The 15,617-nt window shown below is 52.8% G+C and carries 10 protein-coding genes and 2 tRNA genes; 8 read left to right on the top strand and 4 right to left on the bottom strand.

The window, feature by feature from the left end:
* Nucleotides 1–283: 283 nt before the first annotated feature.
* Both H6868_07835 and H6868_07830 read left to right on the top strand, forming a co-directional pair.
* Nucleotides 284–2,407 carry an LPS-assembly protein LptD gene (locus tag H6868_07835; GenBank protein MCB9989222.1) on the top strand — a complete coding sequence of 708 codons (2,124 nt, stop codon included), beginning with the start codon at nt 284–286 and terminating at the stop codon, nt 2,405–2,407.
* A gap of 63 nt (nt 2,408–2,470) precedes the next feature.
* Nucleotides 2,471–4,339 (top strand): SLC13 family permease, encoded by a 1,869-nt coding sequence (locus H6868_07830; protein ID MCB9989221.1) that lies wholly within the window; start codon nt 2,471–2,473, stop codon nt 4,337–4,339.
* Nucleotides 4,340–4,343: 4 nt separating this feature from the next.
* Here the strand turns inward: H6868_07830 and H6868_07825 are convergent, their stop codons facing one another.
* Both H6868_07825 and parE read right to left on the bottom strand, forming a co-directional pair.
* Nucleotides 4,344–5,486 carry a hypothetical protein gene (locus H6868_07825; protein ID MCB9989220.1) on the bottom strand — a complete coding sequence of 381 codons (1,143 nt, stop codon included), beginning with the start codon at nt 5,484–5,486 and terminating at the stop codon, nt 4,344–4,346.
* A 3-nt stretch (nt 5,487–5,489) separates the two neighbouring features.
* On the bottom strand, nt 5,490–7,529 hold the full coding sequence (gene parE / locus H6868_07820) for a DNA topoisomerase IV subunit B (protein MCB9989219.1): 2,040 nt from the start codon (nt 7,527–7,529) through the stop codon (nt 5,490–5,492).
* Between the two features lie 202 nt (nt 7,530–7,731).
* On the opposite strand from parE, the gene H6868_07815 reads away from it, so the two are divergent.
* Complete coding sequence (locus H6868_07815; GenBank protein ID MCB9989218.1) at nt 7,732–8,934, top strand: hypothetical protein; 1,203 nt, start codon at nt 7,732–7,734, stop codon at nt 8,932–8,934.
* Nucleotides 8,935–8,943: 9 nt separating this feature from the next.
* On the opposite strand, the gene glnA is transcribed toward H6868_07815, so the two are convergent.
* The gene (glnA, locus tag H6868_07810) at nt 8,944–10,374 is read right to left on the bottom strand and encodes a type I glutamate--ammonia ligase (protein MCB9989217.1); all 1,431 of its coding nucleotides are present in this window, start codon (nt 10,372–10,374) and stop codon (nt 8,944–8,946) included.
* A 174-nt stretch (nt 10,375–10,548) separates the two neighbouring features.
* On the opposite strand from glnA, the gene H6868_07805 reads away from it, so the two are divergent.
* The 4 genes from H6868_07805 (at nt 10,549) to H6868_07790 (ending at nt 13,163) form a co-directional block, all read left to right on the top strand.
* A tRNA-His gene (locus H6868_07805) sits at nt 10,549–10,623 on the top strand.
* A gap of 62 nt (nt 10,624–10,685) precedes the next feature.
* Nucleotides 10,686–11,522: an NAD(P)H-hydrate dehydratase gene (locus tag H6868_07800; protein ID MCB9989216.1), complete on the top strand. Its 837-nt coding sequence runs from the start codon at nt 10,686–10,688 to the stop codon at nt 11,520–11,522.
* A 41-nt stretch (nt 11,523–11,563) separates the two neighbouring features.
* Nucleotides 11,564–11,648, top strand: a tRNA-Leu gene (locus tag H6868_07795).
* A gap of 66 nt (nt 11,649–11,714) precedes the next feature.
* Nucleotides 11,715–13,163 carry a trigger factor gene (locus H6868_07790; GenBank protein MCB9989215.1) on the top strand — a complete coding sequence of 483 codons (1,449 nt, stop codon included), beginning with the start codon at nt 11,715–11,717 and terminating at the stop codon, nt 13,161–13,163.
* A gap of 32 nt (nt 13,164–13,195) precedes the next feature.
* Here H6868_07790 and H6868_07785 read toward each other — a convergent pair whose 3' ends face one another.
* Complete coding sequence (locus H6868_07785) at nt 13,196–14,617, bottom strand: sodium/proline symporter (GenBank protein ID MCB9989214.1); 1,422 nt, start codon at nt 14,615–14,617, stop codon at nt 13,196–13,198.
* Between the two features lie 189 nt (nt 14,618–14,806).
* Between H6868_07785 and clpP the strand changes: the two genes are divergently transcribed.
* Entirely contained in the window at nt 14,807–15,451 is a 645-nt protein-coding gene (gene clpP / locus H6868_07780; protein MCB9989213.1) for an ATP-dependent Clp endopeptidase proteolytic subunit ClpP, read from the top strand.
* The last annotated feature ends 166 nt before the right edge of the window (nt 15,452–15,617 follow it).

Below are 15,617 nucleotides of genomic sequence, written 5' to 3'. Positions count from 1 at the left end.
CCCGAAACTGAAATTTTTCCTCCGTTTGTGCCTGTTTGCCACCTTTTTCCTGGGGGAGGGAAGCGCCGTGCAGGCGCAGATGCTGACGGGTTATCGCAGCGCTGAAAATCAGGAAACCGTTGTCGTTCAAAGCGTTGAACCGTCTTCCCCGGTTTCTACGGTATCCCGTCCTTTTTTAACGGCGCGGAGCGAGCGTATGGGGGCTGTGCCTCCCGTTGCCGCCGTACCGGAGAGTGCTTCACAAAAGCTCGTGGAAGAACCGGTGCAATCCGATGCCGCGCCGGTGGATCTGGCGGCGGACAATCTGGTTCACGATAAGGAAAAACAAATCCTGACGGCCAAGGGACATGTCGTGTTGCAGCAAGCTGGCCGTATATTGAAGGCCGACGAGGTGCAGTACAATATGGCCAGTGATACGGTGCTTGCACGCGGAAATGTGGTGTTGAACGAGCCAAGTGGCGATATTCATTTTGCGGATGAGGTTGCTTTGACCGGCGAGATGAAAACCGGGCTGGTTTTCGGGCTGCAATCCTACCTGTCGGAAGGCGGACAATTCACGGCGCAAGAGGGGGAGCAAAGCGATGGTGGTCAGCGGATCGTGATGTATGATGCGGCTTATACCCCTTGTGAATGTGATACGGACAAAAAAGGTAATCCAGCATGGCAAATTCGAGCGCGGGAAGTGATATATGACAAGGAAAACCACCGGATTATATACAAGCATGCCCGGTTCGAGATTTTTGGTGTGCCACTTCTTTATTCCCCCTATCTGGCGCACCCGGACGGGCGGGAAAAGCGGAAAAGCGGGTTTTTGACGCCGGGGCTGGCTTTCGACAGCCAGTTAGGGACGGTCGTGACCAATAATTACTACTGGGATATTGCTCCCAATCGTGATGCAACCGTTGGCGTTATGGTGATGACACAGGAAGCTCCGGTGGCGCTCGGTGAATATCGTCATCGCTTTGAACAGGCAGCCCTGACGTTGAGCGGCAGTACTACCTATTCGGCGCGTACGGATAGTGTCGGGGGAGAAGATGTCAAGAAAAGGGAAGAGTGGCGCGGTCATGTTTTTGCCGATGGCCGCTGGGATATTGACAATAAATGGCGGGCCGGCACCGAGCTGGAGCTGACTTCGGATGACCAGTATTTACGTCAGTATGATTTCAGTCACAAAGACGTTCTTGAGAATCAGGTCTATGTCGAGCGCTTTTCGGGCCGCCATTACGGGGTCGGGCGTGTAATGGCTTTTCAGGATGTGCGGGTGCGTGAAGAACAGACAGACCAGCCCAACGTGTTGCCTGAGTTCGAGATGAGTTTTGTAGGTGAGCCGAATGCGACGCTGGGGGGGCGCTGGCAGGCTGACGTTTCGGCTCTGGGGCTGCAAAGGAACGGTAACGGACAGGATATGACGCGTGTTGTTGCACAGGCGGGCTGGCAAAAACGGCATGTTTCCCGGATGGGGTTTGTGAATACGCTGACGGGGGTTGTTCGAGGCGATGCTTATTATGCGCAGGACCGGGATATAGCGACTCCCGGATCGGGGCGTAGCCGCGATGCTGAACAGACTCGCGGCTTTGCGCAGGCGCATCTGGTGACCTCTTATCCGCTGGTTCGCTCGTTTGAGCGTATGCAGGCTGTTATTGAACCTGTGGCGGCGCTGACTCTCGCTCCGAATATTGACGCTCAAAATGATGATATTCCCAATGAGGACAGCAAGGATGTGCAGCTGGATACGGCCAACCTGTTTAATCCGAGCCGTTTTCCGGGAATGGATAAAATTGAAGACCAATCGCGCCTTACATACGGTTTACGTCCCGGTTTGTATGGTCACAAGGGCAGTTATATCGAGGCATTTGGCGGACAGAGTTACCGGTTTGATGACAGCAACAATCCCTTCACGGAAGGCTCTGGTTTAACGCGTCAGGGATCCGATTTGGTTGGACAGCTGACGGGGGTGTATAACAAACGGTACGGTATAAATTACCGTTTTCAGGTTGATAGCGCCCAGTTGACGTCGCAGCGTCATGAATTTGACGGTTATGCGAAATGGGACCGGTTGTCCGTTTATTCCCGCTATCTTTTTGCCAAAGCTCTGGAAGGGACGGATATCAGTGAGAGCCGGGAGCAAATACAAGGGAGTTCAACATTCAAACTGACGGAGCGCTGGCAGTTGCGCAATGGAGCGCTTTATGATCTGGGGGAAGATCAAGGGTTGCGTAAGGCGATGTTGGCTATAGACTATATCGGGTGCTGCATGTCCATGTCTCTGGCGGCGGAACGCAGTTTGACAACGGATTCTTCGGGAGACAGCGGAACAGACATTATGTTCCGGCTGGGGCTGAAGAATTTGGGGGAATTCCAGACCTCTGGTTCAGGGGGGTGGGGAGCCGGTAATGTGCCTGAGTAGAGAGTTTTGTAACCGGATTTTTAAAAGGCGGTTTTTGTGACGTTTGTATTTGAAACACCGGCGATGCATATGTGGTTTGTTCTGATCCTCACGGGATTGGCCATTATATCGTTTGCCCGCGAAAAATTTCCGCTGGAAGTCACAAGCGTCGCCTTGTTAACCGCGTTGCTGGTTTTTGGACAGTTTTTTCCTGTCTATGACGCAAATGGTCGCAACCAGATGGATGCCCTGTCTTTGTTGTCCGGTTTTGCCAATCCGTCATTGGTGGCGGTTTTGGCCCTGCTGGTGATCGGTCAGGGGATTATCCAGACCGATGCCTTGCGGCCTGTGACGCAAATGTTTGTCACATCCAATCAAAAAATGGCATGGGCCTCGATCTTCGGCATACTGATTTTTGTTCTGGTTGTCAGTGCCTTTATGAATAATACGCCATTGGTCATTATCGCTATTCCGATTATGCAGGCGCTGGCTCATTCAGCCCAGCTTTCCGATAGCCGTATTATGATGCCCCTTAGCTTTGCCGCTATTTTGGGGGGGATGACTACGCTGGTCGGGTCGTCGACGAACCTTCTGGTGTCCAGCACCATGGTTGAACTGGGCTATGAACCGCTGTCTTTTTTCGCTTTTACCGTGCCGGGAATGATGATGGCGGCTGTCGGGTTTATTTATCTTCTGGTGATATTGCCTAAATTGTTGCCTGATCGCCAGTCGCTGGCCAGTCAGCTCGCCGGGGATGAAAAAGAATTTATTGCCGAGCTGGATATTGTGTCTGACAGCAAGCTGATCGGGATGGAGTGTGTCGAGGGGCGGTTTCCCGGTTTGCCGGATATGAATATCAGGTTGATCCAGCGTTCCGGGCATTTGATATTACCGCCGTTCGAGGGCTATGTGATCGAGCAGGGCGATATTCTGATCGTTGCGGCGACGAGAAATGCTCTGGGGAATTTATTATCCCAGTTCCCCGGCTTTTTGTTGTCGGAGGAAGAAGAGCGGGCGCTGGTTACCCGTAAAACCGAGGATGAGGGGGAAGAAGAGGTTGGCGGCAGTCCGGAGCTTGAAGAAAAAGTCGCGGAAACCCGTATATTGGCCGAGATTATGATTAAGCCGAACTCTCGTATGATTGATATGAGTTTGGAGCAGGTTGGATTTCACCGCCAGTTCGGCGCTATCGTTTTAGGGATTCAGCGCCGGGCCAGGGTGGTGCGGCGACGGCTGGGGCGTATCCGGCTGGAGGCCGGGGATGTGCTGTTGGTGGCCGGTAGCCGCGGCGCGGTTGATTCCATGCGCAGTTCACAGGATCTGATTGTTTTATCGGGGTCGAAAAAGGAATTGCCGGTGCCTGCCAAAGCGCCGCTAGCGGGCGGTATTATGCTGAGCACTATTGTTATGGCGGCACTGGGGATTATGTCGATTCCCGTGGCGGCGATAACCGGGGCGGTGGTGATGATTGCCACGGGCTGCCTGAATGTACGGCAGGCGACACGAGCGATCGACCGGAAAATATTTTTGCTGGTCGGGTCGATGCTGGCGTTGGGGACGGCCTTGCAGGTTACCGAAGGTGCCCAGTTTATTGCCGAGTTGCTTTTGAAGTTGCCGATCGCCGATTCACCAATGGCGATTGCCGGGTTGCTGTTTATTGTCGTGGCCATAGCCACCAATGTTCTGAGCAACAATGCCTGCGCTATTTTGTTTACGCCGATTGCCATTAATCTGGCCATTAATATCGGCGTTGATCCGGTTGTTTTTGCGATGACGGTTATTTTTGCGGCGAATTGTTCTTTTGCCTCTCCGATTGGTTATCAGACCAATTTGCTGGTGATGGGGCCGGGGCATTACCGGTTCCGGGATTTTATGAAGGCCGGTATTCCGCTGATCCTGATATTGTGGGTGGCTTATATGGTGATTGCGAAATACTACTTTGGTCTGGTCTAGCTCACTATTCAGCCGGGTTCAGGCTGATGACGTATTGCTCTGTAGCGTTGTTTTGTGTGTTTGTGGCTACGATTTTAGATGTCAGATCGCTGAGCGGTCCTTTGATCTGTAATTCTGTGTGGTCGTATTCCCAATCTTTCATTGTGGCTTTCAGGCGTGCCAGATTGCCGGGGGTAATCATCAGGCGCGAGAAGGCACCAAAGGGGCTGGTTATTCCTTCCATGCTATTTCGTATTTTGAGTAAAAAGGCCAAGAGGCCCTCGACATCATCGGCCAGCACCGTTATGTCGATCTGGAAATCCGAGTTCTCTTTTTTTACATCGGCATAAAAGGATAAATTCTGGAAACCGGCGGCCTGTCCGCTTGCGATCAGGTGGTATCCGTCAATCGGACCGTCGACGGTCAGGGTGACTTTGGAAAAGATCGTGCCGGAGAAATCAATTTGTCCGGCATCCAGTTGGCCGCTAATGACGGGGATGGTTTTTGCTTGTCGGCTCAAGCTTCCCCAGCCGTTTACACGGGTGGCCTGGAGCCGGTCTGTGTTCAGGCGCGCCTCCCGTATTTCCGTTTCAACCTGAAAACTACCGTCCGGGGCGATGGTTCCCTTCCACAGGCTGTCGAGGTTGAGCTGATGCTGCTTGCCCCACAGCGCTGCTTCAAACGTGCTTTTTTCCGGGGTTCGGGTTAACTGGCCCTTGGCGTTCAGGCGCAGGGCGCCCGCCGTTGTCAGGATATCAGCCTGTCCGCTGTTTAGCACGGTTTTGTCAAACGAGGGCAGGGGGGGCAGGCGTCCGTCCCAGCCGGAAATATCCGGCATGAGAGGCGGGGTCCATTCGCCGCTCAGGGCCAGACCATCAATGGTTACGGTTGATGTTGAGGGCGTAAATATGCCTTTTAAAAGCGGCGTGACAACGGACAAGTTGTCCATCGTGCTGAACCGGTCCGGATCAAGGGCTATGTCCTGTATGACAATTCGGCCTTTTCGTACAGATGATTTTCCGATGCTGGTTGTGGCAAAGCCGTTTTCGGCCAAGGCGTTTTCTATTCGTCCCGCCCATAATCCGCTGATGGCGGCGGGCATTGCCAAGGCGGCGATGATTAATAAAACGGAGATCAGGCCGATTTTTATAACAAGAGCGTTTGGCATGGATCAGATATCCAGATCCTCGACAAATTCAGCGTTATCCTGAATGAAGCGGAAGCGTGCTTCGGCGTTTCTTCCCATCAAGCGGTCAACCAGATCGTCAACATCATGGCGGTCCGGGATGGTTTCCGTCGATCCGTCTTCTTCTGTGAGGGCGATGTCGGCCGTCAGTCCCAAGGCGGCCATGGCATCGGGCAGCGTTACGCGAATCAGTGTCCGGGTCGCCGGGTTCATGGTTGTTTCTTTCAACTGTTTGGCGGGCATTTCGCCCAGCCCTTTAAAGCGGCTGACATCAACCTTTTTCTTGCCTTTGAAGGTTGTTTCCATCATTTCATCTTTTTCGGCATCATCCATGGCATAGGCGCTTACGTTGCCGCTGGAAAGACGGTAAAGGGGCGGCTGGGCCAGAAACAGGTGTCCTTCTTCAATGAGCGGGCGCATTTGCGTGTAGAAAAAGGTAATTAACAGCGCGGCAATGTGGGCGCCATCGACATCGGCATCGGTCATGATGATGATTTTTTCGTAGCGCAGTTGACTGATATCGCAGTCTTTTCCGGTGCCGCAGCCCAGAGCCAGCGTGATATCCTGAATTTCCTGATTGGCGCGGATCTTGTCCTTGGTGGCGCTGACAACGTTCAGGATTTTACCGCGCAGGGGCAGGATAGCCTGCGTTTCCCGGTTGCGTCCTTGCTTGGCGGAGCCGCCCGCGCTGTCCCCCTCGACGATAAAGACTTCTGTGCCTTCCGCGGCCTGACGTGAACAATCCGAAAGCTTGCCGGGCAGGCGCAGCTTACGCGTAGCCGTTTTACGGGCCATGGCCTTGTCATCGCGGCGGCGCTGGCGTTCCTCGGCCCGGTCGACGATGGCCTCCAACAGTTTATTGCTGCCTTGCGGGTCACTGGAGAGCCAATGATCAAAATGATCCTTAATTGCGACGTCAACCAGACGCGTAACTTCCGCGTTGGCCAGTTTTTCCTTGGTTTGTCCTTGGAATTGTGGCTCGCGGATGAATACGGATATCAGAATAGCCGCCCCGGCCATGACATCGTCGGCGGTAATGATCCCGGCTTTTTTGTTGCCGGCCATTTCACCGTAATTGCGGAGTCCCCGGGCCAGAGAGCTGCGCAGGCCGGTTTCATGGGTACCGCCTTGCGGTGTCGGGACCGTGTTGCAATAGGAATGTATGAAGCCTTCGCCGTATAGGGGCCAGGCAATGGCAAACTCGACTTTTCCTGCGCCTTCCGGCAATTCGGCGGTACCGTGAAACGCGGTGGGCGTCAGGGTTTCCTGATCGTTAAGCGACGTATTCAGAAAATCAAGCAAGCCATTGGGAAACTTGAATATATCTTCTTCCTGTACTTTGCTGTCGGCTTTCAGCAGTTCCGGGGCGCATTTCCAGCGGATTTCCACACCCCGAAACAGATATGCCTTGGAGCGGGCCATCTGGTACAGCCATGAGGGTTTGAATTTCGCCGTGCTGCCGAAAATCTCCGGGTCGGGCGCGAAGTGAACGGTTGTACCCCGGCGGTTGCTGACGCTGCCTAGATTTTCCAGGGCGGATGTCGTGTGACCGCGGCTATAGCTCTGGCGGTAGAGTTGTTTGTCGCGGGCGACTTCCACCCACATGGCGGCGGATAGCGCGTTAACGACCGAAATCCCGACGCCGTGCAGACCCCCCGATGTCTGGTAGACTTTACCGGCAAACTTGCCGCCGGAGTGTAGTGTGGTCAGGATGACTTCCAGTGCCGATTTTCCCGGGTATTTCGGGTGTTCGTCGACGGGAATGCCGCGGCCGTTGTCGCGGACCGTAATGGAATTGTCGGCGTGCAGTTCGATTTCAATCCGGTCGGCAAAACCGGCGACCGCTTCGTCCATGGAGTTATCGAGGATTTCACCGACAAGATGGTGCAATGCCCGTTCGTCCGTCCCGCCGATATACATGCCAGGGCGGCGGCGGACCGGTTCCAGTCCTTCAAGGACTTCGATATCCTGCGCTTGATAAGAGGTGGCGTTGCTTGCAGACGTGTCATTAAACAGGTCGGTCATAAATTTTCCCGTCGGTTCTGATCTTCGGTTATAATAATATATTAAGAGTTCCGTGCTATTGATAAATAGCCAAAACCCAGCGCTTTGCAAAGTGTAAAGTGCAGTTGATGCAGGAATATGACGGGAGGACGGTCTTTCTATGGTGCAGGATGTTTCTGGTTTTTTGATGAATCGGATGATGATTGTAAGGGTTGCCTTAATTATGATGGTGATGCTGATCAGCGTGCCTTCCTATGCGCAGTCGATTGATCCCGACAAAATTGAGGGCATTCCCCGGTTTGACGAATTATCTGATGAGGAATTCAACGACAATACACTGTGGATTGAAGAGAGCCCCAAGAAGAATGCTTATCTGGCCTATAAAATAAGGCTTCCCTATGATTGGGAGCGTTCCGAGCTCTCGCAAGAAAAAGGCGGATTTGCAGACGACAGCCTTACGCAGGATCGATCTTCTGATTTTGTAAGCCGGAGCATTTTAGGGCTTATTGCTAAATATAACGGGCCTTCGAATTTTGGGGTGCGGAGTTACATAGAAGTTCGGGCGAAAGAGCTAACCCGGATTATTTCGGCGCGGAACTGGTTTATTCATTTCGTCTTGACCAATGGTTATTCTCTGGAGGGCATGGAAATGCTGTCCGAAAATCGCGTTGAAGGGCTGTATGTACAGATTATCAATGATGTTTCCTACGCCGTGCGCGTTATTTGCGAGCTGAATGGGAATCAGGTTGTTCTGATGTCTTATTACATGCCGGTTTCCCGTATTAAGGATGAAAAAGCTCTGCAAGAAAAAATTGTGGGATCTTTTCATTTTATTGATCCGGAAAAGCCTGAGGTTGCCCTGACACGGACTTATTCCTTTATGGGGGTCGTACACTTTGATTACCCGTATTCTCTGCGTTTGCCGGCGCCGAAAGTTTATTCTTTCAGCGAAATGGAGTTGCAGCTTATCAATGCCGCGAACAATAATAAAAGCAGCTTCACGGAAATTGATATTCACATTATGGCGCACGACAAGGTTCAATCCCTGGCGGAGGAGGTATTGCTTCTGAAGCAAAGAATGGAAAAAGAGAAAATAAAAATCGGGGATATGCGGGAAGTCTATAAACGTTATGAAGTCGGCGAGAATATAGACTTCCATAGAGTGGAAGTCTATAACGCCGAAGGTATGGGGAAAAAAATTGTACCTCATGAGTACTGGATTGCGATTTTGCGCGATAGTACGTATTTCTATATTATTTCCATGCTGACAACAGGGCGTACAAGTGATTTTTACACGTGGGCGCAAAATGTCGAGGCGTTGGGTGTTATTTTTAAAACGATCGGAAAAGGACCATCACCCCGTATGGAAAAAGACAAGAAGGCGGAAGCAATCGCTCCGCCTTCCTCTTCGTCTTCTGTTCCTTGATGCTTTTATCTATGAAGAATAGTACATCATGAATTCGATCGGGTGCGGCATGGTTTCGTATGCCTCGATCTCTTCCATTTTCAGTTCGATATAGGAACCCAGCATATCTTCGGTGAAAACGCCGCCTTTCAGCAGGAAGTCATGGTCCGTTTTCAGGGCTTCCAGTGCTTCACGCAGGGAGCCGCAAACCGTCGGGATTTCCTTTAATTCGTCTTCCGGCAGGTCGTACAGGTTTTTGTCCATGGCATCACCCGGATGGATTTTGTTCTGGATCCCGTCAAGACCGGCCATCAGCAGAGCTGCAAAGCATAGATATACGTTTGCCGTCGGGTCCGGGAAGCGGACTTCAACGCGTTTTGCCATCGGGGATGTCGCATAAGGAATGCGGCATGATGCGGAGCGGTTACGCTGTGAGTATGCCAGCAGGACCGGTGCCTCGTATCCCGGCACCAGACGTTTGTAGCTGTTGGTGGACGGGTTGGTGAAAGCGTTCAGTGCGCGGGCGTGTTTGATGACCCCGCCGATATAGTACAGGCAGTTTTCTGACAGGTCCGCATATTCGCTGCCGGCGAAGAGCGGCTTGCCGCCTTTGAACAGCGATTGGTGGCAGTGCATGCCGGAACCGTTATCGCCATAGACCGGTTTCGGCAGGAAGGTTGCCGTTTTGCCGTAGGCGTGAGCAACATTATGCACGACGTATTTGTAAAGCTGCATATTGTCGGCACAGTCGGTCAGGGTTGAGTATTTGATCCCCAGCTCGCACTGGCTCGGCGCGACTTCATGGTGGTGCTTTTCAACCGGTACGCCCATGTGCTTCATGACCGTAACCATTTCAGCGCGGATGTTGGACAGGCTGTCGACCGGGGCTTCCGGGAAGTAGCCGCCTTTGACGTTCGGGCGGTGACCCAGGTTGCCACCGTCATATTCGGTGCCGCGGTTGTACGGGCCTTCTTCACTGTCGATGCGGTAACCGACATGGTTCATTTCAACATTGACGCGTACGTCTTCGAAAATAAAGAATTCGGCTTCCGGACCGAAAAAGGCCGTGTCACCCATGCCGCTGTCTTTCAGATACTTTTCGGCGGCAATCGCGATGGAGCGCGGGTCGCGGTTGTAGGGTTCACCCGTGGTCGGTTCGGTGATGGTACAGAAAACCTTGAAGGTTGGCTGGGCCGCGAACGGGTCGAGACAAGCCGTTGTGACGTCTGGAACCAGCAACATGTCGGATTCGTTAATGGCTTTCCAGCCGGCGATCGAAGATCCATCAATGAAGATGCCTGTTTCCATCATGTCTTTGTCGATCGAATCGACATGCTGGGCGGTATGCTGCAGTTTCCCGCGCAAATCCGTAAAGTTAAAGTCAACATACTCAATATTGTATTCTTCCAGCGCCTTCATGAAGTCGGCGACATTCTTTATTTTCAGAGCTTTGTCGGTCATTTCTGGTTCCTTGATATGCGTTAAATGAATATCTGTTATGCGTTAATGATGGGGTTTCTAGCACGGTTTTCTGTATGTGTCTATTGTTCCGGCTTCTCATAAACACTTTTTTTGTGGGACAGTACTTGACCATAAGCATAAAAAAGATGTAGGTAAAGCATCCTTGTTCCGGTGGCGGCTGTAGCTCAGTGGTAGAGCACTCGGTTGTGGTCCGGGCTGTCGTGGGTTCGATCCCCATCAGCCGCCCCATTTTTCTTATGTTTTTGACAAGGGCTTTGCAAAAAATCCGGTTCGGATTTACTCTTGCGAGCATGAAAAGTTCTCCTCAAGAAAATATCCCTGATTTATGGACGGCGGATTTGCCCTATCCGCCGGCATCCGGCGGGCATAAATATGACCGCGGGCATGTCGTGGTGCTGGGCGGCGCCAAACTCACCGGCGCGGCCCGATTGGCGGCGCAGGCGGCTCTGCGGATCGGGGCGGGGCTTTGCACGGTCGTGGCTGATAAAGATACGGTGGTTATATATAAAAGTGATGCGCCGCATGTAATGGTTGAACCATTGGCGGACCTTTCTGACTTTAAAACGCATCTGTCTGATCTGCGTCGGAATGCGGTTGTGATTGGGCCGGGAGCGGGGCTTGATGCTCCGGAAGAATTAAAAACTGCCGTTCTGGGCGCTTTGTCCACAAAAAAGCCCACAGTTCTGGATGCGGATGCGTTGACTGTGTTCGCCGATGCGCCGGCGGTTCTTTTTGCGGCGTTGCATGATAAATGCGTTTTGACCCCGCATGAGGGGGAATTTGCGCGATTGTTCGGTGATGAGGACAACGGGCGTCTGGAGCGGACGCGGAAAGCCTCTGAAAAGGCAGGATGTATTGTGCTTCTGAAGGGGGCGGAGACGGTGATTGCGCGGCCTGAGGGCACGGTTGTTGTCAACAAACATGCCAGCTCGTGGCTGGCGACGGCCGGCGCCGGAGATGTGTTGAGCGGCATGATCGCCGGGTTGATGGCGCAGGGCGTAGATCCGTTTCAGGCAACCTGCGCGGCGGCATGGATGCATGGCGAAGCAGCGTGCCGGTTCGGGCCGGGGTTGGTGGCGCCGGACATAATCGATCAAATTCCCGCTATTTTGCGGGATTTCGCTTGAAATTCTCTTCGTTTTCTGGTTAGTCGTGTGTTTGCTGTTTCGCGGGTGTGGCGGAATTGGTAGACGCGCTGGTTTTAGGTACCAGTGACTTATGTCGTGGGGGTTCGAGTCCCTTCACCCGCACCACCGTGCTTTCGGGCAGTGGCGGAATATTTGAACAGAGATTGATTAACGCAAAGGTTGAAAAAAGCGATGCAAGTAAAAGAATTGAAAAACGAAGGTCTGAGTTTCGAGTGTGAAGTGACCGTCACGGCCAAGGAAATCGACAAGCACGTCGATGAGAAACTGCAGGAATATTGCAAAACCATGAAAATGCCGGGGTTTCGTCCGGGTAAAGTGCCGCTGAGCATCGCCAAGCAGCGCTATGGCAAAGCCGTCATGGGCGAAGTGCTGGAAAGCGCCGTTAATGAAAACACCGCCAAGCTGATTAAGGACAAGAAACTGCGTCCGGCCATGCAGCCGAAAATCGAAGTAAAGTCTTTCGATGAAGGGAAAGACCTGACCTATACGATGGCTGTTGATTTGCTGCCGGAATTCAAAATTATGGATGTGAAGAAGCTGAAACTGGAAAAGCCGGTTGCCAAAGCTGACAAGAAGGAAATCGACGAGGCGCTGGAGCGGATTGCGTCCCAGCGTAAAAACAGTACGCCGATCGAAGGCAAGCGCGCCTCCAAGAAGGGCGACATTGTTGTGATTGATTTCCATGGCCGCACTGCCAAGGACAACAAACCGCATCCGGGTATGCACAGCCACGATCATCATCTGGAGCTGGGCGGCGGTCAATTTATTCCGGGCTTCGAAGACCAGCTGATCGGTAAAAAAGCCGGCGAGAAGGTCGAAGTGAAAGTTTCCTTCCCGGAAGCTTACCATGCCGAGGAACTGGCCGGACAGGATGCGATCTTTGATGTAGAGATCAAGGAAATCCGTGAAGCCGCGCCGGTCGAAATCAATGACGAGTTTGCCAAATCGCTGGGCATGGAAGACGCCAAAGCCCTGCGTAATGCCGTTGAACAGCAGATTCAAGGTGAGTACGACAATCTGAGCCGTACGAGACTGAAGCGGGCGCTTCTTGATGCGCTGGATGACGGGCATGATTTCGATGTACCGCAAGGCATGCTTGATCTTGAGCTGGAGAATGTACGCCAGCAGGTCATGATGGAGCGTCAGGAAGATGTCAAGGACGGCAAATTGCAGCTTTCCAAGGATGAAGAAGAAGAGCTGGAAGCGATTGCCGGGCGCCGGGTGCGTTTGGGGCTGATCCTGTCTGAAATCGGACAAGCCAATAACATTCAGGTCAGCGATCAGGAAATACAGCGCGCCGTGATTAACGAAGCGCAAAAATTCCCCGGTCAGGAAGCTCAGGTCTTTGAATATTTCCGCAGCAACCGCCAGGCTCTGGAAGCTTTGCGCGCGCCGGTCTTTGAAGACAAGGTTGTCGATTTCATCTTTGAACTGGCCGATATCAGCGAGAAAAAAGTCACGATTGATGAATTGACCGCCGATGATGAGGAAGAGACCTATAAAGGCAAGAAGAAGTCTTCTTCCAAAAAATCATCACCGGCAAAGAAAGAGACCGCTGAGAAGAAGCCTGCCGCAAAAAAGCCGGCAGCGAAGAAAGAATCTTCGGCCAAGAAGAAATAAGCTGGAAAAAATATTTTGAGGAAAGCGGCTTTTTAGGCCGCTTTTTTCTTGTCTGTTATACGGGCAAGGCCCGTGCCTATGACGTAGACGGTAAAAGCGCTGAGAATGCCGGGCATGGCATCGAACACCCCTTTTTCCCAGCCCAAGGCGCGCCAGACAACAATGACGGTCAGGGCGGTGGCCATCATGGCGAGGGCTGTTTTCCCACCCAACGGCCAGCGCAGAGAGCGGATAATCAGTAGCGGGGCAAAGCAGGCACCCATCACAGCAACGGCAATCAAAATAATGTCAAAAACGCTTTTGGGGCCGAACAGGGCCAGAACAAGGGCCAGCCCCGTGATTCCCAGCGTGCATAGTTTTAAAAACATATAAGAATCTTTCCAGCGCGGGAAAATATCACGGGACATGGTTGCGGTGGCGCTCAAGACCAGTGAATCCGCCGTGGAAATGGTGCTGGCAAAAATGCCGGACAGGATCAGGCCGACGAAGATGGCGGGCAGGCTGTTCATGGCGAGCATTGGCAGGGCCAGTTCGGCATCAAACACGGTGTCCGGCGGTAGTAAAACGCGGGTGCAGACGGCCACCAGAAAGGCCAGAACGTAAAACCCGGCATAGCACAGGAAATACCAGAAAATGGCCTGATCTGTATCTCTGGGGTTTTTCAGGGTCATGAAACGGATCATGGCATGGGGAAAGCCGGCGACCGCCACACCGCCGAAAAACCATCCGGCGATAAACAGGACGGGGCCAAACATGGCTTGGCGTGGCCAGATATAGGCCAGTGAGGGCTGGATTGTCGCCAGCTTGTTGATCAGGGCAACGGGGCCGCCTATTTCAGAGAGAGCAACAGCCAAGAGCAGGGCCATGGCGGCGATCATCACGATAATCTGGGCGGCATCGGTCCAGATCGACGCACGGATCCCCCCGGCAAAGCAATAAAGGACAACGATAATCGCTCCCATGATCGCGCCGACATTATAGTGCCAGCCAAACAGAACGTGAAGCGCTTTGCTGCCGGCGGCCAGTTGACCCGTGGCGTAGAGGATAACAGCCGCCAGAGTGATAAGGCCGATGACCAGCTGGACGAGTCTTTGGTGCGTATCCAGTTTCATGGACAGATATTCAGAGTAAGAGGCAATTCCGTAGCGCTGGCTATAGGTGCGGAAGCTGCGGGATGTCAGGCGAAAGGTTACGAACGCGCCGAGCATAATTCCGACGACAAACCAGCCGGCGGCCAGTCCCATGCTGTAGCCAAAGCCGATCATGCCGGTAAAGCCGAAACCGCTGGCGGTTGAGGCGGCGGCGGACAGGCCGACGAGGATCGGAGAGACTTCCCGGCTGGCGAGCAGATAGTCCTCCGAGGATTTACGGCGCCGGCGTATGGATAAAAGGCCAATGCATAAAAAGGCGGCCAGAAAGGCCATAAAGCTATAGAGGACCGGGGTGTTATCCATGATCTTTAGGCTTTCTGTTGCTTATGTGTTTCTCATAAAGCGGCTATCATGCCGGGGCAGGGGGAGGCTGTCAATCACGAGGGTATGAGTGAGCTTTTCCGCATTTTGCCCTCTTGCGCCCGGCGCGCCGCCGCGATACGGTTTATGTCAGTTGATTCTAAACACGATACAAAAAGGCAGCGACCAACCATGAGCGAACGCGATCCGATTGAACTGTACAATTCCACCCTGATCCCGACGGTTATCGAACAAACAAACCGCGGGGAGCGGGCGTTTGATATTTTTTCCCGGCTTTTGAAGGAGCGGATTATTTTCCTGACCGGGGAAGTTAACGATTACGTGTCCAGCCTGATTTGCGCGCAGTTGTTGTTTCTGGAATCGGAAAACCCGAAAAAAGACATTTCGTTTTACATTAACTCACCGGGCGGGGTGGTGACGTCCGGTCTGGCGATGTATGACACGATGCAATACATCAAACCGGAAGTATCGACCGTTTGTATCGGTCAGGCGGCGTCCATGGGCTCTCTGTTGTTGACGGCCGGGGCTGCGGGCAAGCGTTTTGCCTTACCGCATGCGCGGATTATGATCCACCAGCCGCACGGCGGGGCACAGGGGCAGGCCTCGGACATTGAAATCCAGGCCAAGGAAATCCTGCGTTTGCGTTCAAAACTGAACAATATTTATGTCGAGCATACCGGCCAGAAGCTGAATGTGATCGAAAAAGCCATGGACCGAGATAATTTCATGTCTGCCGAAGAAGCACAGAAATTTGGTTTGATTGACCAGGTTGTAATGTCCCGGCCGGATACGGGCGCGGAAAAAGACAAAAAATAGGGCTTTCGGGGCACTTGTTTGGCCCTTGGCCTTGATTTTTGTGTTGGGCAATCCAATCTGTTGCATTGTATGTTTTGGCAATAACCTCTTAACGGTCTTTGCGTATAGTTAAGAGTGGGGCTCATATCTGCGGGCGGACAATAACAATAAAAGAGATACAGATATC

This window comes from Rhodospirillales bacterium (assembly GCA_020638175.1).
Classification (GTDB): Bacteria; Pseudomonadota; Alphaproteobacteria; order Micavibrionales; family Micavibrionaceae; genus JACKJA01.
The sequence above is the reverse complement of the archived record's forward strand: the minus strand, read 5'-3'. Positions and strand labels throughout refer to the sequence as shown.

What these genes read in the sequence shown, in the direction of transcription:
- H6868_07830 (MCB9989221.1), top strand. Translation starts at nt 2,471, where the DNA reads ATGCATATGTGGTTTGTTCTGATCCTCACGGGATTGGCCATTATATCG.
- H6868_07825 (MCB9989220.1), bottom strand. Translation starts at nt 5,486, where the DNA reads ATGCCAAACGCTCTTGTTATAAAAATCGGCCTGATCTCCGTTTTATTA.
- parE (MCB9989219.1), bottom strand. Translation starts at nt 7,529, where the DNA reads ATGACCGACCTGTTTAATGACACGTCTGCAAGCAACGCCACCTCTTAT.
- H6868_07815 (MCB9989218.1), top strand. Translation starts at nt 7,732, where the DNA reads ATGATGGTGATGCTGATCAGCGTGCCTTCCTATGCGCAGTCGATTGAT.
- glnA (MCB9989217.1), bottom strand. Translation starts at nt 10,374, where the DNA reads ATGACCGACAAAGCTCTGAAAATAAAGAATGTCGCCGACTTCATGAAG.
- H6868_07800 (MCB9989216.1), top strand. Translation starts at nt 10,686, where the DNA reads ATGAAAAGTTCTCCTCAAGAAAATATCCCTGATTTATGGACGGCGGAT.
- H6868_07790 (MCB9989215.1), top strand. Translation starts at nt 11,715, where the DNA reads ATGCAAGTAAAAGAATTGAAAAACGAAGGTCTGAGTTTCGAGTGTGAA.
- H6868_07785 (MCB9989214.1), bottom strand. Translation starts at nt 14,617, where the DNA reads ATGGATAACACCCCGGTCCTCTATAGCTTTATGGCCTTTCTGGCCGCC.
- clpP (MCB9989213.1), top strand. Translation starts at nt 14,807, where the DNA reads ATGAGCGAACGCGATCCGATTGAACTGTACAATTCCACCCTGATCCCG.